Source organism: Promicromonospora alba, assembly GCF_042654905.1.
In the GTDB taxonomy this organism is placed as follows: domain Bacteria; phylum Actinomycetota; class Actinomycetes; order Actinomycetales; family Cellulomonadaceae; genus Promicromonospora; species Promicromonospora alba.
Window position 1 is genome coordinate 971,287 of the sequence record NZ_JBHSFI010000003.1, and the last position, 22,183, is coordinate 993,469.

At 71.4% G+C, this 22,183-nt stretch carries 19 protein-coding genes; 9 read left to right on the top strand and 10 right to left on the bottom strand.

Annotation, left to right across the window (positions count from 1 at the left end):
* Positions 1 to 83: 83 nt before the first annotated feature.
* Complete coding sequence (locus ACFO6V_RS09615) at positions 84 to 962, bottom strand: LysR family transcriptional regulator (protein WP_377134622.1); 879 nt, start codon at positions 960 to 962, stop codon at positions 84 to 86.
* A gap of 119 nt (positions 963 to 1,081) precedes the next feature.
* Here ACFO6V_RS09615 and ACFO6V_RS09620 point away from each other — a divergent pair, with 119 nt between their 5' ends.
* Both ACFO6V_RS09620 and ACFO6V_RS09625 read left to right on the top strand, forming a co-directional pair.
* Positions 1,082 to 1,948 (top strand): aldo/keto reductase, encoded by an 867-nt coding sequence (locus ACFO6V_RS09620; RefSeq protein WP_377134624.1) that lies wholly within the window; start codon positions 1,082 to 1,084, stop codon positions 1,946 to 1,948.
* A gap of 40 nt (positions 1,949 to 1,988) precedes the next feature.
* Complete coding sequence (locus tag ACFO6V_RS09625) at positions 1,989 to 2,921, top strand: aldo/keto reductase (protein WP_377134626.1); 933 nt, start codon at positions 1,989 to 1,991, stop codon at positions 2,919 to 2,921.
* A gap of 149 nt (positions 2,922 to 3,070) precedes the next feature.
* Here the strand turns inward: ACFO6V_RS09625 and ACFO6V_RS09630 are convergent, their stop codons facing one another.
* Together ACFO6V_RS09630 and ACFO6V_RS09635 are read right to left on the bottom strand one after the other, a co-directional pair.
* Complete coding sequence (locus ACFO6V_RS09630; protein ID WP_377134628.1) at positions 3,071 to 3,805, bottom strand: lytic polysaccharide monooxygenase auxiliary activity family 9 protein; 735 nt, start codon at positions 3,803 to 3,805, stop codon at positions 3,071 to 3,073.
* Between the two features lie 111 nt (positions 3,806 to 3,916).
* Complete coding sequence (locus ACFO6V_RS09635; RefSeq protein WP_377134630.1) at positions 3,917 to 5,323, bottom strand: FAD-binding oxidoreductase; 1,407 nt, start codon at positions 5,321 to 5,323, stop codon at positions 3,917 to 3,919.
* 107 nt (positions 5,324 to 5,430) lie between these two features.
* On the opposite strand from ACFO6V_RS09635, the gene ACFO6V_RS09640 reads away from it, so the two are divergent.
* The 3 genes from ACFO6V_RS09640 (at position 5,431) to ACFO6V_RS09650 (ending at position 8,569) form a co-directional block, all read left to right on the top strand.
* Positions 5,431 to 5,982 carry a MarR family winged helix-turn-helix transcriptional regulator gene (locus ACFO6V_RS09640; protein WP_377134632.1) on the top strand — a complete coding sequence of 184 codons (552 nt, stop codon included), beginning with the start codon at positions 5,431 to 5,433 and terminating at the stop codon, positions 5,980 to 5,982.
* Positions 5,983 to 6,065: 83 nt separating this feature from the next.
* A complete protein-coding gene (locus tag ACFO6V_RS09645; protein WP_377134634.1) occupies positions 6,066 to 7,508 on the top strand; it encodes an MDR family MFS transporter in 1,443 nt (480 codons plus the stop codon).
* A gap of 86 nt (positions 7,509 to 7,594) precedes the next feature.
* The gene (locus tag ACFO6V_RS09650) at positions 7,595 to 8,569 is read left to right on the top strand and encodes an NAD(P)/FAD-dependent oxidoreductase (protein ID WP_377134636.1); all 975 of its coding nucleotides are present in this window, start codon (positions 7,595 to 7,597) and stop codon (positions 8,567 to 8,569) included.
* A 75-nt stretch (positions 8,570 to 8,644) separates the two neighbouring features.
* Here the strand turns inward: ACFO6V_RS09650 and dnaG are convergent, their stop codons facing one another.
* Positions 8,645 to 10,639, bottom strand: coding sequence for a DNA primase (gene dnaG, locus ACFO6V_RS09655; RefSeq protein ID WP_377134638.1), 1,995 nt, complete (start codon positions 10,637 to 10,639; stop codon positions 8,645 to 8,647).
* Positions 10,640 to 10,750: 111 nt separating this feature from the next.
* Positions 10,751 to 11,626: a helix-turn-helix domain-containing protein gene (locus ACFO6V_RS09660; protein WP_377134640.1), complete on the bottom strand. Its 876-nt coding sequence runs from the start codon at positions 11,624 to 11,626 to the stop codon at positions 10,751 to 10,753.
* Between the two features lie 43 nt (positions 11,627 to 11,669).
* Here ACFO6V_RS09660 and ACFO6V_RS09665 point away from each other — a divergent pair, with 43 nt between their 5' ends.
* From ACFO6V_RS09665 to ACFO6V_RS09675, 3 genes are all read left to right on the top strand, one after another.
* Positions 11,670 to 12,122 carry a VOC family protein gene (locus ACFO6V_RS09665; RefSeq protein WP_377134642.1) on the top strand — a complete coding sequence of 151 codons (453 nt, stop codon included), beginning with the start codon at positions 11,670 to 11,672 and terminating at the stop codon, positions 12,120 to 12,122.
* Between the two features lie 155 nt (positions 12,123 to 12,277).
* Positions 12,278 to 12,451: a DUF4236 domain-containing protein gene (locus ACFO6V_RS09670; protein WP_116676262.1), complete on the top strand. Its 174-nt coding sequence runs from the start codon at positions 12,278 to 12,280 to the stop codon at positions 12,449 to 12,451.
* 123 nt (positions 12,452 to 12,574) lie between these two features.
* Positions 12,575 to 13,876 carry a deoxyguanosinetriphosphate triphosphohydrolase gene (locus ACFO6V_RS09675; RefSeq protein ID WP_377134645.1) on the top strand — a complete coding sequence of 434 codons (1,302 nt, stop codon included), beginning with the start codon at positions 12,575 to 12,577 and terminating at the stop codon, positions 13,874 to 13,876.
* Positions 13,877 to 13,906: 30 nt separating this feature from the next.
* Here ACFO6V_RS09675 and ACFO6V_RS09680 read toward each other — a convergent pair whose 3' ends face one another.
* Positions 13,907 to 15,223 carry a DUF6055 domain-containing protein gene (locus ACFO6V_RS09680; RefSeq protein WP_377134647.1) on the bottom strand — a complete coding sequence of 439 codons (1,317 nt, stop codon included), beginning with the start codon at positions 15,221 to 15,223 and terminating at the stop codon, positions 13,907 to 13,909.
* Positions 15,224 to 15,340: 117 nt separating this feature from the next.
* On the opposite strand from ACFO6V_RS09680, the gene ACFO6V_RS09685 reads away from it, so the two are divergent.
* Positions 15,341 to 16,831: an RNA-guided endonuclease InsQ/TnpB family protein gene (locus ACFO6V_RS09685; RefSeq protein ID WP_377134649.1), complete on the top strand. Its 1,491-nt coding sequence runs from the start codon at positions 15,341 to 15,343 to the stop codon at positions 16,829 to 16,831.
* Between the two features lie 261 nt (positions 16,832 to 17,092).
* Here the strand turns inward: ACFO6V_RS09685 and ACFO6V_RS09690 are convergent, their stop codons facing one another.
* The 4 genes from ACFO6V_RS09690 to ACFO6V_RS09705 form a co-directional block, all read right to left on the bottom strand.
* The gene (locus tag ACFO6V_RS09690; protein WP_377134651.1) at positions 17,093 to 18,277 is read right to left on the bottom strand and encodes an SGNH/GDSL hydrolase family protein; all 1,185 of its coding nucleotides are present in this window, start codon (positions 18,275 to 18,277) and stop codon (positions 17,093 to 17,095) included.
* Positions 18,278 to 18,408: 131 nt separating this feature from the next.
* Positions 18,409 to 19,320: a sugar ABC transporter permease gene (locus ACFO6V_RS09695; RefSeq protein ID WP_377134653.1), complete on the bottom strand. Its 912-nt coding sequence runs from the start codon at positions 19,318 to 19,320 to the stop codon at positions 18,409 to 18,411.
* A complete protein-coding gene (locus ACFO6V_RS09700) occupies positions 19,320 to 20,888 on the bottom strand; it encodes an ABC transporter permease subunit (protein WP_377134655.1) in 1,569 nt (522 codons plus the stop codon). Before ACFO6V_RS09700 ends, ACFO6V_RS09695 begins: the two co-directional genes overlap by 1 nt.
* The gene (locus tag ACFO6V_RS09705; protein ID WP_377134657.1) at positions 20,888 to 22,108 is read right to left on the bottom strand and encodes a sugar ABC transporter substrate-binding protein; all 1,221 of its coding nucleotides are present in this window, start codon (positions 22,106 to 22,108) and stop codon (positions 20,888 to 20,890) included. The genes ACFO6V_RS09700 and ACFO6V_RS09705 overlap by 1 nt, the downstream gene beginning before the upstream one ends.
* Between the last annotated feature and the right edge of the window lie 75 nt (positions 22,109 to 22,183).

Genomic DNA, 22,183 nt, shown 5'->3' on the forward strand with positions numbered 1-22,183 from the left:
TCCTCGGTGAGCGGCACGCTCGCTGCGCGCCTCCTGCACAGTCCGACGACGGACCGGCGGCGGACTCATCGTTGAGTGCGGGATCAGGTGGCGGGCACCGGGGCGTCGTCGAGCAGCTCCAGCAGGTGCGGGGCCGGCGAGTCCTGCCGCTCCCCCGAGTTGGTGACGACCGAGACGACCCAGTCCGCCCCGCCGTCCGGCAGCAGGGGCACCACTGCCAGCCGCGCGGCCTGCGGCTTCGCCGCGACATGCCGCGGTACGAGCGCGACGCCGAGCCCGCGGTCGACCAGGTCGAGCAACGTGTGGACGTCGTTGACGGTGCACCGCACCAGGCGGTGCACGCCGCGCGCGGCGAGTGCCTCGTCGTTCATCCTGCGGATTGCCCAGGAGGGGTGGAAGTCGATGAAGGTCTCGCCGCCCAGCTCTGCCCGGTCCACCGCCGCACGGGTCGCGTACGGGTGCTCCGGCGGGCACAGGAGCACCACCGGCTCCGTTCCCAGGACGGCGCGCGGCAGCACGCCCACATGGTCCGACGTCGCGACGAACGCGGCGTCGAGGTCGCCGTCACGCACCCCGGCCAGCAGCTCGTGCGAGCCCGCCTGGGTGAACGCGATCTCCACGCGCGGGTAGCGGCGGTGGAACCGTTCGAGCAGGGAGCCGACATCGACGAAGCCGAGGCACTGCTCCGCCCCGACCCGCAGCGTTCCCGCGAGCTCGCGGGAGACCTGCACCACCGCGTCGCGCGCCTCGGTTGCCGAGGAGAGCATGGAACGGGCGAAGGGCAGCAGCGCCAGGCCGGCCTCGGTCGGCTCGACCTTGCGCGTGGTCCGTGTGAACAGCCTGGTGCCCAGCTCTACCTCGAGGTTACGGATCGCGGCCGACAGCCCGGACTGGGAGACGCCGGTGACCTCGGCGGCGCGGGTGAACTGCCGCTCGTCCGCGAGGGCGACCAGGTATTCCATCTGACGCAGTTCCATTGAGCAGTACCAGTTCTAGGAATGATGATGAAGAGTTGTTGGACTTCTAGGTTATCGCTTCCTAGTCTCAGGTCTGAACCCGTCGTGACACGAGGAGCCAACTCATGCAGCAGCGCACCATCGGCGGCCGTGCCGTCTCCGCCATCGGCCTCGGCGGCATGCCGATGTCCATCGAGGGGCGGCCCGACCGCGACCGCTCGATCGCCACGATCCACGCAGCCCTCGACGCGGGCGTCACCCTCATCGACACCGCCGACGCCTATCACCTGCACGCCGACGAGGTGGGTCACAACGAGGAGCTCATCGCCGAGGCCCTGCGTTCGTACGGCGGCGACACCTCCGGCGTCCTGGTCGCCACCAAGGGCGGGCACCTGCGTCCCGGCGACGGTTCCTGGACCAAGGACGGCCGGCCCGAGTACCTCAAGGAGGCCGTGAAGGCGTCCGCCAAACGGCTCGGGGTCGAGGCCATCGGCCTGTACCAGTTCCACCGGCCCGACCCGAACGTGCCCTACGGCGACTCGGTCGGCGCGATCCGCGACCTGCTCGACGACGGCGTCATCGAGATGGCCGGCATCTCCAACGCGAACCCGGACCAGATCCGGCAGGCGCAGGACATCCTCGGCGGCCGCCTCGCCTCGGTCCAGAACCAGTTCTCGCCGCGGTTCCGCTCGTCGGAGCCCGAGCTCGAGCTGTGCGCCGAGCTCGGCATCGCGTTCCTGCCGTGGAGCCCGCTGGGCGGCATCTCGCTGGCCCGTTCGGGCGAGCTCGGCACCGAGTACTCGGCGTTCCTCGAGGTGGCGGAGGCGCACGGCGTCTCCCCGTTCCAGGTGACGCTCGCCTGGGAGCTGGCGCTGGCGCCCGTCATCGTGCCGATCCCCGGGGCGTCGCGGCCCGCGAGCATCACCGACTCCGCCGCCGCGGCGGAGCTTCAGCTCACGGCCGACGAGGTCGCGCGGCTCTCCGCGGTCTGAGCCTCCCCCGACTCCCCACCCACCACAGGAGAACATCCCCGTGAAGACATTCACCCTGCCCGGGACCGACCTCACGGTCCCGAACGTCGTCCTCGGCCTCATGCGCATCCAGGAGAAGACAGACGAGGAGGTACGCGACCTGGTCAAGACCGCCCGCGACGCAGGCATCTCGTTCTTCGACCACGCCGACGTCTACGGCTCCGCCCTGCACGGCTGCGAGAAGCGGTTCGCCGAGGCGATGCAGCTCACATCGTCCGAGCGCGAGCAGATAGTGCTCCAGACGAAGGCCGGCATCGTGCGCGAGGGGCCGTACTTCGACTTCTCGTACGAGCACATCATCGAGTCGGTCGACGGCTCGCTGGCCGCGCTCGGCACGGACTACATCGACATCCTGCTGCTGCACCGCCCGGACGCCCTCGTGGAGCCCGACGAGGTGGCGCGCGCGTTCGACGACCTGTCGGCGTCGGGCAAGGTGCGCTCGTTCGGCGTCTCCAACCACACGCCGGGCCAGATCGAGCTGCTGCGCAAGTCGGTGTCGCAGCCGATCGTCGCGAACCAGCTCCAGCTCTCGATCACGCACGCGCCGCTCGTGGCGCAGGGCGTGGCCGCGAACATGCTGGCGCAGGACCAGTCGATCAGCCGCGACTCCGGCACCCTCGACTACTGCCGCCTGAACGACATCACGGTGCAGGCCTGGTCGCCGTTCCAGGCCGGGTTCTTCACCGGAGTGTTCCTCGGCTCGCCCGAGTACCCGGAGCTGAACGCCGTGATCGACAGGCTCGCCGCGAAGTACGACGTCCCGGCCATCGCCATCGCGACCGCCTGGATCACGCGCCACCCCGCGCAGATGCAGGTGGTGCTCGGGACGACCAGCCCCGAGCGCGTGGCGGGCGCAGCCCTCGGTTCCGACGTGCCGCTGACGCGCGCCGAGTGGTACGAGCTGTTCCGCACGGCCGGCCACATCGTGCCGTAACACCGGGGGCTGCGGCCGTCGGGACCGGCGGGATCAGTGCCGAGGTGAGTACAGGACTGCGGGGTGTGTTGCGCAGAGTAGACGGTGTCTACCCTGCGCAACACACCCCGCAGTCGTGGTCTTTCCACCGGCTCCATCTCGCCGCGGTTCTACAGCGGCGTCATGGGCGTCGGCGTGGTACGTGTCGGCAAGCGGAAGTCCACGTCGGCGCAGTTGTAGAACGCCTCCGGGCTGTCCGACCGGGTCCAGATCGAGTAGATGATGTGGCGACCGGACTTGTTCGGCAGCGTGGCGTCCCAGTAGTACTCGTCGCCCTGCGGGCCGCCCGAGCGCAGCGGCGGGTTCGTCACCTCGTTGAACGGGGCGGGCTCGAGGTCGTCCCAGGCGAGCGGCTGGGACGGGTCCCAGTCGTCCTTGGTGATGTACTGCGACCACGTGCCGGGGTGCTTGGCCCAGGCGTTGTACGAGAACGTGATGGTCCGGCCGGGTTCGAGCGTCGTCGTCGGCCACTGGGTGCCCGGCTCGCGGAACGCGGAGAACCGGTCCTGCGGACCGCACAGATGCCCGTCCGGGACGACCTCCCGGTGGTTGCCGCCCGCGTTGCTGAGCAGGTTGCCGAACCAGTTGTAGAACGGGTAGTTCCCGTTCACGGCCAGCGCGTTCTCGCACATGGCGTTCTGCGGGTCAAGGTCGCCGCCCGGATTGCCGCTGAGCGCGTCCACGTAGCACGCGTAGGTGCGGGTGGCCGGGTAGGTGAGGCCGCCGTGCGCGTAGGCGGCGGGCGGGCTGGGCTGCACGACGACGATCGCCACCGCCGCGAGCAGGACCAGCACGGCGGCCAGTGCCGTCGCCCGGATCCGGCCGAGTGTGTTGTAGAGCGTCATGTCCGGCTCCTTCGTCGGTGCTCCGAGTGATCAGGTCGTTCGATCCTCGGAGCCCGACGAAGGCCGGACAATGCTCCGTATCGTTTAAGCGATACGGCTGAGCGACACGGCTCAGGGCCGCACGTTGTGGTTCGACGCGAAGAGGTTGTTCGGGTCGTACTCGCGCTTCACCTCGCGCAGCCGCTCCAGCGTCGCCTCGGGGTAGGCGTTGCGCACGTCCTGCTCCGTGGCGGTCCCCATGAAGTTGACGTAGCCGCGCTCGCTGACGCCGAGCGCCTCCGCGGTAGACGCCACCCAAGCGCTCGCCGCCGAGAACGCCTCGACGGTCGGCGCGCCCTTGTAGACGGTGACCATGAAGGCCGGGTCCCGATGCGCGAAGGCCGTCGCAGCCGGGTCGACCCGCCCGATCGCGCCGCCCATGGCCCGGATGTTCAGCGCGGCGGGCCCGCCCGCGGTGGAGACCGCGTCGATGGCAGCCGCGGCCCAGGCCTCGTCCGGCGACCACGCGCCCGTACCGAGGAACCCGCTCCGGGCGTCGCCCACCGCGCCGGACGGCGGACCGCCGGCGCCCTCGAACATCGCCGGGTACGGCATCTCCTGGACGCCGTCGAGCACCGGCCCGAGCGCGCGCAGCGGGGCGAGCGCCTCCGCCGCCTCGGCGGCGGTGCCCGAGTGGACCAGCAGCGCCATGATGACGGGCTTGCCCTGCAGCGCGACCGGAACCATGGGGGCGGGCGGGGCGATCATCACGTTGACCATGCCCGCGAACTCGTCCGGACCCTCGGCGAACGCCCGCAGGACGGTGGTGAGCGCGGCCGGCGCCGGCTCCCACATCATCATCCCGCCCGTGATCGTGCCGATCTCGCGCAGCCGCAGGTCCAGGCGGGTCACGACACCGAAGTTGCCGCCGCCGCCGCGCAGGGCCCAGTAGAGATCGGGGTTCTCGTCGGCGTTCGCCTCCACCACCCGGCCGTCCGCGAGCACGACCTCGGCGCCCAGCAGGTTGTCGACGGTGAGGCCGTCGTGCCGGCTGAGGAAGCCGATGCCGCCGCCGAGCGTGATGCCGCCGACGCCGACGGTGCCCGTGTCGCCGAAGCCTGTCGCCAGCCCCTGGGCCCCGGCCGCCGCGGTGTAGGTACCGGCGAGCACGCCGCCCTGGGCGTGCCCGACGCGCGCCTCCGTGTCGATCTGGACGCCGTCCATGAGGCGCAGGTCGAGCACGAGGCCGCCGTCGACCAGGCCGTGCCGCGCCTGGTGATGTCCGCCGCCGCGTACCGCGAGCGGCAGGCCGGTCTCGCGCGCGACGGCGAGCACCGCCACGACCTCCTCGGTCGTCCGGACGCGCGCGATCGCGGCAGGGGTCCGCTCCGGGCCGCCGACGAACACGGTCGCGACCTCGGCGAACTCCGCCGACGCGGGGGTGAGCAGGCGGTCGCCGAACGCGTCCGCGAGGGGTGCCAGCGCGCTGTCGAGCGGGTCGGGAGTGAGCTGGGTGGTGCCGGGTTCTTGCGTGGCCATCGTCGAGCCTCCGGGTGGGGGTGCTGGGGGACTTCCCGCCGTTAACGTTAGACATCTAAGCATTAGCCGTCAATGCATTTCCGGGTGAGCCGAACTACCCTTCGTCCATGCAACCAAGCGGGCAGTCCGACGGCGAACCAGGCGGCACGAATCACCCGTCACACCATCGGGCACAGCAGAGCCGGCCCGGGCTGCTCCCCGTCGTTCCCACGATGTGGCAGTCCGTGCAGCGGGTGATGCGGGCGTTCGACGCCCTGCTGTCCGAGCACGGCGGCAGCTGGCAGGTCTGGCACATCCTGCTCGCCCTGCACCAGGGCACGCCGGCCACCCAGCGCGAGCTCGCCCACGCCGTCGGCATCCGGGAGGCCACGCTGACGCACCACCTGCGCGGCATGGAGGACCGCGGGCTCGTCGTCCGCACCCGCGAGGAGTCGAACCGCCGGGTGCAGCGCATCGAGGTCACCGACGCGGGCGAGACCCTCTACCGGCGGCTCAAGTCGGCGGCGATCACGTTCGACAGGACCCTGCGGCGCGCGATCGGCGCGGACGAGGCCGACGTCAGCGCCTTCCTGGACACGATCGGACGCGTCGCCGAGTCGGTGCCCGACCGTGGCAACGGACCGGTCCCGGAGGGCTGGCCCGGCAACCGCCCGAAGTAGGACGACGGGGGCCGAGCACCGGGAATAGACGCTGCCTCAGGCAACTTTATATGTGTCGTGCAGCACACCCGGGAGCCCCAGACATGAGCGCACCATCCACCGGCACCGCCGAGGCGCGGCTCGGCCTGCGCGGCGACCGCGGCCCGGTCCTCGGGGCGCTGATGCTCTCCACCGCCCTGGTGGCCCTGGACGTCACGATCCTGGCGACGGCGTCGACGACGGTCGCGCGTGAGCTCGGTGCGTTCGAGCAGGTCCCGTGGCTGTTCTCGGCGTACACGCTGGCACAGGCCGTGACCGTCCCCCTGTACGGACGCCTGGCCGACGTGTTCGGGCGCAAGCGGGTGATGATGGTCGGCATCGCTCTGTTCCTGCTCGGCTCGGTGCTGTGCGCCGTCGCCTGGAGCATGCCCGCGCTCATCTGGTTCCGGGTGCTGCAGGGCCTGGGGGCCGGCGCGATCCTGCCGATGTCCCTGACCATCGCCGGCGACATCTACAGCCTCGCCGAGCGCGCCAAGATCCAGGGCTACCTCGCCAGCGTGTGGGCCGCCTCGTCGGTGCTCGGCCCGACCCTCGGCGGTGTGTTCAGCCAGTTCGTGAGCTGGCGCTGGATCTTCTGGGTCAACGTGCCCATCGCCGTCGTGGCCGCCGTCGTCCTGTGGAGCCGGTTCCACGAGAAGGAGCGCGAGGGCGAGCGCGAACCGATCGACTACCTCGGCGCCGCGCTGCTGACCGGTGGCAGCACGGCGCTGGTGCTGGGCCTGCTCGAAGGCGGCCACGCCTGGGCGTGGGCGTCGCTGGAGTCGGTGGGGATCTTCGCCGCCGCGGCCGTGCTGCTCGCGGCGTTCGCCGTGACCGCCCGCCGGAACGCGCACCCGATCTTCGACCTGGGCCTGCTGCGGCGCCGGGCGGTCGGGGCATCGACGGCGGCCGGGCTCGGGGTCGGCGTCATCACGCTCGGCCTGACCACGTACGTGCCGATCTACGCGCAGGGCGTGCTCGGCGTCGGGCCGCTCGTCGCGGGGTTCTCCCTGGCGGCGCTGATGGTGGGATGGCCGCTGGCCGCCACCGTGGCGGGCCGGATCTACCTGGCCATCGGGTTCCGCTGGACCGCCGTCATCGGCTCCGTGATCGTGCTGTTCGGCGCGCTGCTCACGCTGGGCCTCGGCCCCGGTTCCCCGGTGTGGCACATCTCCGCTGCCGTCTTCGTGATCGGGATCGGCATGGGTCTGGTGGCCGTACCGACGCTGGTGGCCGCCCAGCACAGCGTGGAGTGGAACGAGCGCGGCGCCGTGACGGCGACCAACATGTTCTCCCGGTCGATCGGGCAGGCGGTGGGCGTCGCCGCGCTCGGCGCGGTGGTGAACGCGATGACCACCGTGGGGGCGGACGGGACGCCCGACGGGCCGGGCCTCGCCACCGCCGTGCACGTGGTGTTCTGGTGCGTCGTCGGCACCGCCGCGCTGATGTTCGGCACCGTGCTGCTGCTCCCCCGCGACAACCCGCGCACCGCACCCGCCGCCCCGTAACGGGCGCACGGCGCTTGACTTCATGTCGACATGAAGTCAGATCCTGGGGCAGTACCGCACGACACCCCAGGAGACGGAGCCCAGGCATGTCCGCACCAGACACCTCGAACAACCCCGACGCGCCCTACGACGTGGTCGTGGTCGGCGGCGGCCCCGCCGGGCTGCAGGCCGCGCTCACGCTCGGCCGGATGCACCGCCGCACGCTGCTGCTCGACTCCGGCGAGTACCGCAACGCGCCCGCCGAACGCATGCACAACTTCGTGACGCACGACGGCACCCCGCCGGCCGAGTTCCGGGCTGCGGCCCGCGCCGAGCTCGCCGCCTACGCGACGGTGACGGTCCGCGAGGCGGCGGCGACCGCCGTCGTGCGGGACGGCGCCGGGTTCCGGGTAGAGCTGAGCGCCGCGACGGACGCCGGGGGCGCCCACGGGCCGGAGGTCCTGGCCGCCCGCGCGGTAGTGCTCGCGACCGGGATGCGCGACACGCTCCCCGCGATCGCGGGCCTGGAGCCGCTGTTCGGCACCGTCGCCGCCGTCTGCCCGTACTGCCACGGGCACGAGCTGAGCGGCAAGCATGTTGCGGTGCTCGGCAGCGGCCCGCACGTGACCCGGGTCGTGTTCCTGCTGGAGCGCATAGCGAGCCGCCTGACCGTCCTGACCGACGGCGCCGACCTCGACCCGGGCATCCGCGCGCAGCTCGACGGCGCGGGGGTCGCCGTCCGCCCCGAGCCCGTCAAGGAGCTGAGCCGCAGCGCCGCCAGTGCCACCGTGTCGTTCGCCGAGGGGCCCGACGAGGAGGTGGGCGGCATCTTCGTGGCGGCCGAGTTCGCCCAGCGCGCCCCGTTCGCGGGGCAGCTGGGCCTGCGGATGCTGGAGTCCGGCGCCGTCGAGATCGACGCGATGGGCCGCACCAGCGTGCCCGGCGTGTTCGCCGCGGGCGACATGGCGCACACCGCGGCCCTGCCGATGCCGATGGCCTCGGTACTCACGGCTGCGGCGGCAGGCCTGGTAGCCGCGGCGGCAGCCGACGGCGACCTGCTAACGCAAGACCACCCCTCCTGACCGCTCGTTGAGTGCTGGGTATTTGCGCTCTTGAGGCCCTCCGAAGCGCAAATATCCAGCACTCAACGGGTGCGGTCAGGCGGTCGTGGACTCCCGGAGGGTGCGGCGTTCGGCCTCGATCGCCAGGAGCTCGGCGAACGCGGCCTGGTAGGTCTCGGCGTCCGAGGGGTCCAGGCGCTGCAGGCGGCTCCGCGCGTCGGCGACGCGCCGCATCAGCCCCATGTCGAGCACCCGGTTCACGACACCCTCGACGAACGCCGCGATGGCCGCCTCCCGGTCCTCCGGCAGGGACGCCACGGACAGCTGCGTGACAACGCCGGCCACCGTCTCCGAGGCCTGCTCCAGCACCGCCCCGACCCACTGCGCCGCGGACACGTCGCGCCCTGCCGCCGCTCCCCCGGCCGCCCGGATCGCCGCGTGCACGGCCCGCCAGGCGGGCACGGAGAACGCGTCCTCGCCCAGCGCGTCGAAGGACGCCGGTACGTGCTGCGGGTACTGCAGGACGGCGACCAGGGCGAGCCGCTCGTCGCGGGCCACGGGGTCGCGCGGGTCGGGGGCGGGCAGCTGCTGCACGCCGCCCGTCGCCGGGCGCTCGTCCGGGCCGGTCGGCCCGGGCCGCGTCCCGCCGGCCCGCGCCCCGTCGGCTCCCGGCGCGCCGGAAGACCTGCGATCGCCGTCCTGCCCGCCGGGTGCGCGGCGCAGTGACGGGGTGGACGCGACGCGGGCGACCTCGCGCCGCATCTCGTCGATCTCGGTCCCGATCCAGCCCGCGACCTCGCGCGTGTAGCCGTCCTGCTGGCTGCGGTCGCGGATCCCCGCGATCTCCGGCGCCGCTGCTCGCACCGCGGAGACACGGCCCTCGACGGTGTTCAGGTCGAACTGCTTGATCTTGGCCTGGATCACGAAGGCGAACAGGGGCTTGCGGCCGTCCACCAGCGCCCGCACCGCCTCGGGGCCGCTGGCCATGCGCAGGTCGCACGGGTCCATGCCGCCGTCCGCGACGGCGACGTACGTCTGCGCGAAGAACCGCTGGTCCTCGCCGTAGGCGCGCTCGGCGGCCTTCTGGCCCGCCGCGTCGCCGTCGAACGTGAAGATGATCTCGCCGCCCACGGTCCCGCCGGACGTGAGCTGCATGCCGCCGCCCGCGGTCGTGTCGCCGAGCAGACGCCGCACGACCTTGGCGTGGTCGGCCCCGAACGCGGTACCGCACGTGGCCACCGCCGTCGTCACGCCCGACAGGTGCGCGGCCATGACGTCCGTGTACCCCTCGACGACCACCACGCGCTTGCCCTTGGCGATCTCCCGCTTGGCGAGGTCGATCCCGTACAGCACGTGCGACTTCTTGTAGAGGCTGGTCTCGGGGGTGTTCAGGTACTTGGGGCCCTGGTCGTCCTCGAACAGGCGGCGCGCGCCGAAGCCGATCACCGCGCCCGTCACGTCCCGGATGGGCCACATGACCCGGCCCCGGAACCGGTCGTAGATGCCGCGCTGGCCCTGCGACATCAGCCCGCTCGCGACCAGCTCGGCCTGCGTGAAACCGCGGCCCTGGAGGTGTCGCTGCAGCGCGTCCCAGCCCTTGGGCGCGAACCCGACGCCGAAGTGCTCGGCGTCCGACCGGTCGAAGCTGCGCTCGGCGAGGAAGGTGCGCGCCGCGGCGGCGTCCGGCCCCATGAGCTGCTCGGCGTAGAACTCGGCGGCGACCTTGTTGGCCTCCAGCAGGCGCTGCCGCTTGCCGGGCTCCTCGCGCGGACGAGCGTTGCCGCCCTCCTCGTAGCGCAGCTGCACGCCGGTCTTGCCCGCGAGGTACTCGACGGCCTCGGTGAAGCTCAGCCCGTCCATCTTCATGACGAACTCGATGACGTCGCCACCCTCGCCACAGCCGAAGCAGTGGTACCGCCCGACGCTGGGCCGCACGTTGAAGCTGGGGCTGCGCTCGTCGTGGAAGGGGCACAGACCCACCAGCGCGCCCACCCCGGCGGGCTTGAGGGTCACGTGCGCCGAGACGATCTCGTCGATCCGCGCGCGCTCGCGGACCTGGTCCACGTCCTCGCGTCTGATCAGCCCGGCCACGCTCCGAAGTCTATCCGCGCCCACCGGCCCTGAAGGCCGCCGTCCACACCCCTCCGAGTTGTTAGACCCACAGGTCAGTCGGGTGACCTGTGGGTCTGACAGGTCGGGAGCTCAGCGGGCGAGGGCCGCCGCGCAGCTGCGGGCGTACTCGCCCGGGGCCACGCCGACCGCCCGGACGAAGTCCCCCGTGAAGTGGGCCTGGTCGTAGTAGCCGACGGCGGCCGCGAGCCCCGCCAGGTCCAGCGCCGGATCGCGGCCCAGCATCTCGGCGGCGAGGTGCACCCGGTGCCGCTGCAGCACCCACTTGGGGCTCACCCCTACCCAGTCGGCGAACAGGCGCTGCAGCGAGCGCGGGGTCGTGCCGAGCCGTGCCGCGAGCGTGGCGACGGTCGTGCCGGGCACCGCGTCGGCGATGGCCGCGAAGGTCTCGCGGAGCGCCGCCAGCGCGGCGGTGGACCGTGGTGTCCGGGTGCGCTCGGCCGCGGCCTGGAGCAGCGGGGTGACGGTACGGACCGCGTCATCAGGACGGCCGTCCCTGGCCTGGCCGATGGCCTCGGCGCCGGCCCGGTCCGCCGTCGGGCCGAGAAAGTCCGCCGGGCCGACGGCGCCCCGCTCGCCCGGGTGCGTGAGCCCGAGCAGCGCGCGGTAGCCGCCCGGGCGCAGCTTGGTGCCGACCACGCCGCCCGCGCCGGACAGGGTGCGCCGGTCGACGGCCGCCGAGGGCATCGCGTAGGCGAGGTATCCGGTGTCCTCCGCGACGACGTGGCCCACCGGGTGGGGCACCACGGCCTGCGTGAAGGTGGCGCCGGGCGGCAGGTCCCAGGTGATCACCCAGTGCCAGTCGACGAGGTCCGCGAGGTCCCCGGCCGGCTCGACGCGCGCGAGCGTGAACCGGTCACGGGCGCGCGCGGGGTTCACGATGCCGAGCGTCGGCCCGGCCTCGAGCGCCCGCGTGACGGCGGGGTCGTCGTCGAACAGCTGTCGCATTCTTCCAAGACTGGCACAGCCCGGCCGCGGAAGCATCGGTCACATGAAGAACTCAGCCCTGCACCCCAACATCTCCGTCGATGACGCCCGCGCGGCCATCGACTTCTACGAGGCCGCGCTCGGCGCCGAGACCCTCGACGTGATCACGGCGGGCGATGCCGTGATCCACTCCGACCTGGTCCTGCGGTCCGCCGCGGGCGAGTCGACGTTCACCGTCGCCGCCGCGTTCCCGCCGGACTCCGTGGCCCCCGAGTTCGGCGCGCCCACGCACGCGAGCTTCACGATCCCGGTCGAGGACACCGACGCCGCCTACGCGCGGGCCATGGCGGCGGGCGCGAGCAGCCTCACCGAGCCGGCCGACTGGTTCGAGGGGTTCCGGCAGGCGGCGGTCCGCTGCCCGTTCGGACACCGCTGGTACTTCGTCACGGTCGCCGACTCGGTGACCCCGGAAGACGTCCAGAAGGCGAGCGACGCCTGGGTAGCGGCTGGCGACTGACCGCCCGCCGAGCAGGCGAGCTGACCATGCAGCTGCTGCCAGACGGGGCCCTCGGCTGGCAGCAACTGCATGGTCAAGACTCGGGGCGTGTTCGGTTTGCCGGGGTAGCGAGGTTCGGTACGCTTTGCCCCGACCCGAGGAGGTAAGTCAGGATCATGGGAATCCGGTATCGCAAGCGGCTGGCGCTCGGCCCGCTCAAGTTCAACATCACCCAGAGGGGCTTGTCGTCCATGAGCTTCAAGATCGGTCCGTGGACCTGGAACTCGAAGACGAAGAAGCACTCCTTGAACCTCCCCGGTGGCCTGAGCTGGTACAGCAACAACAAGTAGCCGGCAGGTAGCACCGCCGCGGCGGAGGCGAGGCCGAGCGCCCGCCTCCGCGGCAGCCGGCACAGCCGCCCGCACAGCCGCCGCCGGGCCCGGATTCCGGGGATGTCAGCCAGCGTGGCTAGAGTGGCTCGCGTGGAGCAAGCCCTCGGGAAGAGCATCCCGCCGTCGTACAGCGCGCAGGACGTCGAGCGCTGGGTGACCGAACCGCCCAAGTCGCAGGCCCGGACCCCGTTCGAACGTGACCGCGGGCGCGTGGTCCACTCCTCCGCGCTGCGCCGCCTGGGCGCGAAGACCCAGGTGCTCGGCGCGGGGCACGACGACTTCGTGCGCACCCGGCTGACCCACTCCCTCGAGGTCGCGCAGGTGGGTCGCGGCATGGGCCGCTCCCTGGGCTGCGACCCCGACGTCGTCGACACCGCCTGCCTCACCCACGACCTCGGGCACCCGCCGTTCGGGCACAACGGCGAGACGGCGCTCGCCGAGATCGCGCAGCCGGTCGGCGGCTTCGAGGGCAACGCGCAGACCCTGCGCCTCCTGACCCGGCTCGAGCCCAAGGTCCTGGCCGACGACGGCTCCCCCGCCGGCCTCAACCTGACCCGCGCGAGCCTCGACGCGAGCGTCAAGTACCCCTGGGCGTACGGGGCAGGACCGGCCCGCCCCGACGGCACGGCGAGCCGGAAGTTCGGCGTCTACACCGACGACCTGCCCGTCTTCGAATGGCTCCGCAAGGACGCGCCGGACGGCGTGAAGTGCCTCGAGGCCCAGGTCATGGACCTCGCCGACGACATCAGCTACTCGGTGCACGACGTCGAGGACGGCGTGGTGGCCGGCCGCATCGACCTGGACCTCATGGCGGACGCCGGGGAGCGGCAGCGCGTCGCCGAGTACGTGCGCGCCTGGTACGGCGAGTGGTACACGGAGGACGCGATCGACGCGGCGATCGGGCGGCTGCAGGACTACCTGCGCGGCGAGGGCCACCTGGTGCGCGCCTACGACGGGTCGCGCCGCTCGCTGGCCTCGCTCAAGGACATGACCAGCCAGCTCATCGGCCGGTTCATCGGCGCGGCGATCTCCGCCACGCGGGCCGTGTACGGCGAGGGGCCGCTCACGCGGTACGCCGCCCGGCTCGTGGTGCCCGCCGAGACCGAGCACGAGATCCTCGCGCTCAAGGGCATCGCGGTCACCTATGTCATGGCACCGCGCGGCCAGGAGCCCCGCTACCTGCAAGAACGGGAGATCCTGGCCGACCTGGTCGGTGTGCTCGCCGACCGCGCCCCCGACGAGCTGGAGCCGCCGTTCGCCGCGGACTGGCGGGCGGCGCCCGACGACGCCGCCCGCCTGCGCGTAGTGGTCGACCAGGTCTCCTGCCTCACGGACCTGTCGGCACTGGCGCTGCACCGCCGGCTGATCACGCCCGGCTCCTGATCCGGACGTGCCTGCCGGCGGCGCGCGCCGTCACCCCGGGGTGGCCCCGGTGACCGTGAGCTCGTACGGGAACGGGTCCCCGACGCCGACCTGCCACATCGGATAGTCGCGGTGCACGGAGGGCGTCGCCACGACGACCAGCATCAGGTGCGTCTCCGCACCTTGCAGGCCGAGGGTCGCCGTCTGCCCCGGGCCGAACACGCCGCTGTAGCGGACCGAGAAGTCCGGTGACACGGCGGCGAGCCGGAACCGCCAGTCGGCACCGGAGAGGTTCGACCGTCCGTCCAGCCGCACCGACGCCTGCCCTGCCTGCGGGTTCAGCCGGACGACGTTGTGCCCGTACTGGTGCGGCGCGTCAGCGTCAGCGATCCGGTACCGGCCTCCGCCCAGGTTCACCAGGGCGTCCGTGTGCAGCGGCCGGTAGCTCCCGCCGCGCCACAGGTCCCCGCGGATCGCCGCGCCGTCCGAGAAGTCGTACGTGACCTGGCGGGACCCGTACTGAGCGAGCAGCCCGGCGAACTCCTGGTGGTCCAGGTCCAGGACGCGTTTGATCGTGTTGATCGGGTGCTCGCCCTGCTCGGCCTCGCGCCACAGCCGGTCGACGGCGGCACCACCGTGAACGTCCCGGATCGTGTTGAACAGGAGCCAGTCGCCGTAGTACGTCTCCTGCGAGAGCCACCGGCGGTGCTGGCGGTCGGGAAAGTACCCCGACCCGGCGACGACCTCAGGACGCTTCATCCGCGCCATGTAGTTGGCGTGCGCTTCCCAGACCGGCCCCGAGACCGGGTTGCCGTGGCCCCAGCCTCCGCCGTTGCCGTCCTGCGCGTTGATGTCGGACGCGTAGGACTGCAGCACGTGGTTGAACTCGTGCGACTCGACCCAGTCGTCCCAGACCTTGTCGTACGGCAGGCAGATGTGCCCGACGCCGGCGTCGTCCGGACCCGCCCAGTTGGCCGGCGGCAGAAAGCCTCCGGACCAGGTGCCGCAGAGGTACACGTTGATCCGGTACGTCGATCCGGGACCGTGCCGCGCGACGTCGACCCAGCCGACCTCGTTCACGTAGTAGTCCCAGATCGTCTCCATGTGGTTCGCGACCCACTGGGGGTAGTTGTCATACCCGCGCTGCCTGCCCCAGGCGACCGCGTCGACCGCGTCGCCCCACCGGACGGTGAAGTTCTCCGACTCCACGAAGTTCCTGGTGCTGGCACCCTCCCCGGTCATGAACCGGGGCGTGCGCGTGAGCTTGGCCTGCTCCCGGGACACCTCCGCGCCGTCGGCGGCGACCGCCGGGACGGTCACCGTGGCCGCCGTCCAGGCGACCACGACGGCGCAGAGGGCCGCCGTCATCCTCGTTCGTCTCCGTCTGTCTCGTCCGTGCCGGGCTGGTGCCTCTCTCAACGTCTGTGAACTTGGCATGTGTCCTCGCTCGGGTCGATGTCAGTGTCTCGGTCTAGCGTTCACGGCATGGCTCGGCACACCACCTTCCGGTTCTGCCTCGACCCCACGGTCGAGCAGTCGGTGGCACTTGCACGCCATGTGGGTGCGGCCCGGTTCGCGTACAACCAGTGCCTTCGGCTGCACCTGGACGCCCGCGAACACCACCGCACCCTCAGCCGTCGCGGTGCCGGCACCGACGCCGTGGACCGGGCTCGGGCCGAGGTGCCGTGGTCGCGGTTCAGCCTGATCAACGCGTTCAATCAGTGGAAGCGGTCCGAGGCCGCCGGGCGGCGCTTCCTCATCACGGGTCACGGTGTCGCCGAGGTCGAGGTGACCGGGCTGGCCTGGCGGAGCGAGGTCTCGGCGGAGGTGCTTGAGGAAGGTGCGGTCGACGTCGGTCGTGGCCTGGCCGCGTGGACCGCATCCCGGTCCGAGAAGCGCAGGGGCCGCCCGATCGGCCATCCTCGCTTCAAGAAGAAGACACGCACAGGCGGGTCGTTCCGGATCCGGAACAAGACTCACGGCAAGCGGTCCTCGATCCGGGTCGGAGCCGCGGACCGACCACGGTCGGTGACCCTGCCGAAGCTCGGCACCATCCGGGTCCAGGAGGACACCCGGCGTCTGCGCCGGATGATCACCACGGGTCGGGCCCGGATCCTGCAGGCCACTGTTACCCACGGGGTCCGCAGGTGGTGGGTGTCGGTCACGATCGAGGCCGCTGACCTGCACCCCGCCGTCCGGCACCCCACCCGCGTGGACGACGACGCAACCGGTTGGGTCGGTGTCGACCGTGGCCTGCACGCCCTCGGCGTCGCCGGAACCCGTGATGGGACCGAGACCCTGCGCGTCCAGGCGCCCAAGATCCTGACCACCCGGCTGCGTCAGCAGCGGCGTCTGGCACGAGCCGTGTCGCGCAAGATGCGCGGTTCCGCCAACCAGCGCAAGGCGCGCACGCGCCTGGCGAGACATCATCTCCGGGTGCGGGACACCCGGCAGCACTTCCTGCATCAGGTCTCCAACCAGCTGGTCAAGACCCACGACCGGCTGGTCCTGGAAGACCTGAACATCACCGGCATCATGTCCAACCGACGTCTCGCGCGTGCGGTCGGTGATGCGGCGTGGGGTGAGCTGGCCCGCCAGATCACCTACAAACAGAAGTGGCGTCATGGGCAGATCGTGGTGGCGGACCGGTGGTTCGCGTCGTCCAAGATCTGCTCGTCCTGCGGGCAGGTCAAGCTCGACCTGACCCTCAAGGACCGCATCTACACGTGCGGTCACTGCGGCCTGGTCCGGGACCGGGACCTGAATGCCGCCGCTAACCTCGCCGCCTGGGCGCAGGACCACACCCCCGCCGTCATAGACGGTGGTGGGCGTGGTGGAGCCCGGGACGGGGACCGTCAAGCAGCCGGCCCCGTGATCAATGCCTGCCGACGGGACGGCACTGGCCCACACACTCGTGTGGGTGAAACCAGTCCGGACGACGCAGGAACCCCTGTTCAGACCGCACCAGTGGCCTGAACCGGAGGGCGCCCGAGAAGGGCGATGTCCGTGGACATCACAGTTCACAGACACGCTGTCAGAGCTTCCACGTCGAATCTCCTCGATATCGGTCATCGCGAATCGGTCATAGCGAACGGCCGAAACAGTGAAACATCCGAGACCTGGACACCGCAATGGTTTTCGGTCTTTTCGGTCAAAGGCATCACTGCCAACGAAAATCGATTCGAAAGCGCCGAAAAGTCCGGATCAACACACCGAAGGAACGGGTGACCGCCCGGCTTACCAGCGCACTCCCAGGCCGTCGACGAACGTCCTGAACCGACCTGCGACGACCTGGTGGTCGGCGGCGGAGAAGTGGTAATGGCACCCCTGGAAGTCCAGGCCGTTGCTGTCGAGGAACCAGTACCGGACCCGGCTGTCGCCCGCGCCGTTCCGGTCCTGCACGACCCGCTGCACGTCGTTCGCGAACGAGCCCGAGCCGACGGCCACGATGGTCGTTTCGCTGCCGTAGCGGTTCCGCAGCTTCTGCACGAACTCGCCGTAGGCGGTGCGGTAGGCGGCGGCGAGGCTGTCTCTCGAGGACCACGGCTCGCCGGGGTTGAGCTCGGTCGAGAAGTCGTTGGTGCCGAGGTAGACCACGACGAGCCGCGGCCGCCAGGTGCCGGGGCTCCAGACGTCGCCCGGCACGTGCAGCAGTGCCCGGTCGTAGTAGGCGCGGTAGTGGTTGCCGGCGTCGCCGCCGTTGTAGTTGCGCACCATCCCCTTGCCGGAGAACGCGTTGACCTGGTAGTCGGCGCCCAGCCCGCGCGCCGTCACCGCGCCGTAGCTGCGGTCGGTGTTGGTGGTGCGGTTCACCTGGTCGCCGGAGCAGTCCCTGGTGCCCGACGTGTTGCCGTAGCCGACGGTCAGCGAGTCGCCGATGAACTCGATCTGCCGGCTGCGGGCCGCCGGCTTGCTGAGGATCGCGCCGCCCGAGGCCGCGACGAACCCGCCGAACTCGCTGCCCACCCACTGGCTCTCGTTGCGCTTCACGAGCCGCACCGTGTGCTCGGCGTCGCGCAGGCCGTTGACCCACCGGGTGGTCCGCCCCGGCTGCACGAGGGTGGCGACCGTTGCGCCGTCGATCTGGACGTCGTAGTCGGCGGCCGAGTCGTTGAGCACGATCCCCACCCCGGTCCCCCGGAACCGGCCCTCGAAGTACACGCCCGGCCAGCTGTACAGGAGGCTGTCGCCACTGGCCTTGACGCGGCCGGCGGTGTGCGCCTGGCTGGCCGCGCTGTCGGACGCCGAGGTGGCCGGGCCGGTCGTGGCGGCCTGTGCCGCGCCGGTGGCCGGGACCGCGGTGATGGCCACGGCGACGGCGAACAGGCCCGCGGCGAGTGCCCGCCAGCCCTGTGTGAGACGTCCCCCGCCACGTCGGTTCGCGGAAGCGGTGGTGGTTCCCCCTGCTGGCAACGCTCTCATCCTGGCTCCTGACAGTCGGCGGGCGTCGTTGACCCGCGGCCCGCGATCCTGCTCGGTAGCAGGGCACCGGGTCAAGGCCCGGGTGAGCACTTAACTGTTTCACCCGCGCCGACCGTCGCCTCAGCCCTGCCTCAGCCCTTGACCGACCCCGCCGTCAGACCGCCCACTATGTATTTCTGCAGGAACAGGAACAGCGCGAGCACCGGCACCGCCGAGACGACGGCGCCCGCCGTGAACAGGCCCCAGTTGGCGTCCTGCAGCGACGACACCCAGCCGTAGAGGCCCACGGCGAGCGTCCAGTTCTCCTCCGACTGCAGCAGCACGCGCGCGATGATGAACTCGCCGAACGTGCTGATGAAGCTGAGCAGCCCCACCACGGCGAGGATCGGCGCGGTCAGGCGCAGCACGATGGTCCAGTAGATCTGCGCGTGCGAGGCGCCGTCGATCTTCGCGGCCTCGTCGATCTCGCGCGGCACCGTGTTGAAGAACCCGTACATGAGGAACGTGTTCACGCCCAGCGCGCCGCCGAGGTACACGCAGATCAGCGACAGCTTGGAGTCCAGGCCGAGCACCGGCACGACGTTGCCCAGCGAGATGAGCAGCAGGAAGATCGCCACGAACGCGAGCATCTGCGGGAACATCTGGATCACCAGCAGGGCCGTGAGCCCCACCCGGCGCCCGCTGAACCGGAACCGCGAGAAGGCGTAGGCCGCCGCGGCGCCCATGAGCACCGTGCCGACGCCGGTCGCGACCGCCACCACGAGGGTGTTGGCCATCCAGGTCCAGAACTTCGTGCCCCCGAGCGCCACGTAGTTGGCACCCGACACCGACGCGAACAGGTCGTTGGAGCCGGTCAGGGTGCCGCCGTCGGCCAGGGAGGCCGAGACGACGTAGACGAGCGGGAAGCCCGCGTAGACGACGGCGAGGACGCCGACCAGGTGGCGCCAGCCGAGGTCGGAGAACCAGCGGCCCGGCGTGGTCCGGCGGGCCAGGGGCTGCCGGGGCGGGGCCGCCGGGCGGGCCTGGGGAATCGTCGTGCTCATCAGGCGATCTCCTCGAGCGAGCGGGTGCGCCGGAACGCGAGGGCGGAGATGGTCGCGACCACCACGAAGATGACTATCGACAGGGCGCTGGCCAGGCCGTAGTCCTTCGCCGCGGTCCCGTCGAGCCCGGAGACCGAGTAGACCATCGAGATCAGGATGTCGGTGTGCCCGAGCGGCACCGAGGCGTCGTCGAACCGTGGCCCGCCCCCGGTGAGCATGTAGATCAGCGTGAAGTTGTTGAAGTTGAACGCGAAGCTGGAGATGAGCAGCGGCGCTGTCGCGACCAGGAGCAGCGGCAGGGTGATGGACCGCCAGGTGCGCCACCGGCCCGCGCCGTCGATCTTCGCGGCCTCCAGCACGTCGCCCGGGAGCGACTGCAGCGCGCCCGTGCAGATGAGGAACATGTACGGGAAGCCCAGCCACAGGTTCACGCCGAGCACCGCGAACTTCGCGAGGACCGGATCGGTGAGCCACGGGATCGACGCCCCACCGAACAGCACCTCGTTGACGAACCCGTACGACCGGTTCAGCAGGCCCGACCACAGCAGGGCCGCGAGGAACCCGGGGATCGCGTACGGGAGGATCACGAGCGTGCGGTAGACCCGCCGTCCGCGCAGCCGTGCGTCGTTGAACGCGATCGCCAGGAACAGGCCGAGCAGGAACGTGGACGCGACCGAGATCACCGCGAACGCGAACGTCCAGAGCAGGATCTTGCCGAACGGTCCGGCGTAGCGGTCGTCGCCGAACGCGGTGACGAAGTTGTCCAGCCCCACGAGCACGCGCCAGCCCACCGGCAGGGTGGTCCCGTCGGCGGCCTCGAACTGGCCGTCGTCGTTGGGCGTGTAGGTCACGCCGGCCGTCGTGTCGGTCATGGTGTCGGACGCCGGGTCGTACGTCAGCGTGGACGTGAAGACGTAGCCGGTGCGGGCGTCCTGCGTGCGGACCGAGCCGTCGTTCGGGTCCTCGGAGACGGGCACCCGCAGGTCGGTGACCTCCTGCTGCCGTTCCAGGACCGCCGCGTACTCCAGCACCTCGTAGCCGGGCAGCGCCGTCACCTGGCCGCCCGACACGGTGGCGCCGTCCACCACCGCGAGCGGCTCGTCGGCCGTGCCCGCCTCGACCACGCCCTCGGGCGAGACGATCGCGAAGCCGAGCGAGTCGCCGTCGGCCACGACCGTCAGTGGCGAGGATGGCGAACCCTCCACCCGGCGCTCGTTCTGCACCAGGAGCGCCTCGATGGCCTGCTCCTTGGTGCTGTTGTGCCCGTCGCCGTAGTTGGTGAACGCGACGTAGCCCGTGTAGGCCACGACGTACACCTGGTAGACGAGCAGGAAGGCCAGGCCCGGCAGGATGTACTTCAGGGGCAGCGCACGCTTGGAGAAATAGGCCCAGTTCGCCACGAGCAGCAGCGCCACCATCGCGACGAGCAGGCCCCACGAGTCGGCGGCCCAGGCGGCCAGCACCGCGTAGACGCCCAGGGCGTCGACCAGCGCGATCAGGGCGAGCTTGACGAGAAACCCGGGGCTCCAGCCGGTCCGGCCGGAGCCCCGGATCGCAGGCGACGACATCAGCCGATCTCGCCCTGGATGTCGGCGACCATCTTGTCCCAGCCCTCGGCCGGGTCGGACTTGCCGGAGATGATCGCGGCCTCGGTGACGCCCCAGTAGGCCCACACGGCGCCCATCTCGGGGAGCGACGGCATCGGGACGGCGTCGGCCCCGACCTCACGGAAGCCCGCGGTGATCGGGTCCTCCGACGCGGTGTCGGCGGCCTCGATCAGGGCCGGCGGGCGGTCACCCGCCTCGTAGAGCGCGAGCTGCGCCTCGGGCGTGGCCATGTGGTTGACCAGGAAGTCGTTGGCGAGCAGCGCGTTCTCGCTCTGCGCGCTCACGTAGAAGCCGGCCACGCCCACGAACGGCTGGGCGGGCTCGCCGCCGGCGCTCGGGATGGGGTCGATCGCCAGGTCGAGGTCGCCGAACGACTCCAGCATCCACGGGCCGCCGACGATGTACGGCGACTCGCCCTTGGCGAAGGCCGCCAGCGCGATGTCGTAGGTGACGTCGGTGCTCAGCACGCCGGCCTCGCCCTGCTCGGCCAGCCACTCCGCGAACTTCGTGCCGCCGTCGCCACCGAGCGCGAGCTCGGGCTGGTAGGAGCCGTCCTCGTTCTGCTCGAACACCGGGGCGCCGAACGACGTCTGCAGCGGGTAGTAGGTGTAGGGGTCGCCCTCGGTCGAGGTCTGGATCAGCAGCGGATACTTCGTGCCGGAGTCCTTGCCGGCCGCGATCGCGTCGTCCCAGGTGGCGGGCGCCTCGGGGGCGAGCTCCGTGTTCCGGATGAGTGCGATGTTCTCCACGGCGTAGGGCAGGCCGTAGACCTGGCCGTCCTGCGTGAAGGCCGAGACGGAGACCGGCTCGAACGCGGCGGCCGTGTCGCCGAGCTCGATCGGGGCCACCACGCCGTTGGTCGTGAGCTCACCCAGCCAGTCGTGCGCGCCGACGGTGATGTCCGGGCCCTTGCCCGTGGGCACCTGGGCCAGGAAGTCGGGGCGGATGTCCTCGAAGTTCTTCAGGACCACCTCCACCTCGGCGCCCGTGGACTCCTCGAAGCCCGCCGCGGCGTCCTCGACGGCGGCCTGGCGGGTCTCGTCGACCCAGACGGTGAGGGTGGCGCCCTCGCCGTTCGGTGCGGCCGACTCCTCGGCCGCTGGTTCCTCCGCGCCGCCCGAGCAGGCGGCCAGCGCCAGCGTCGCGGTCAGCGCAGCGGCGGTCAGGATGCTCCGTCGCATCGTCACTCCCGGTGGTTCGCGGCCCGACGTCGGGCCTGGTTTGGATGCCACGAACCGTAAGGCCGGACTGGACAA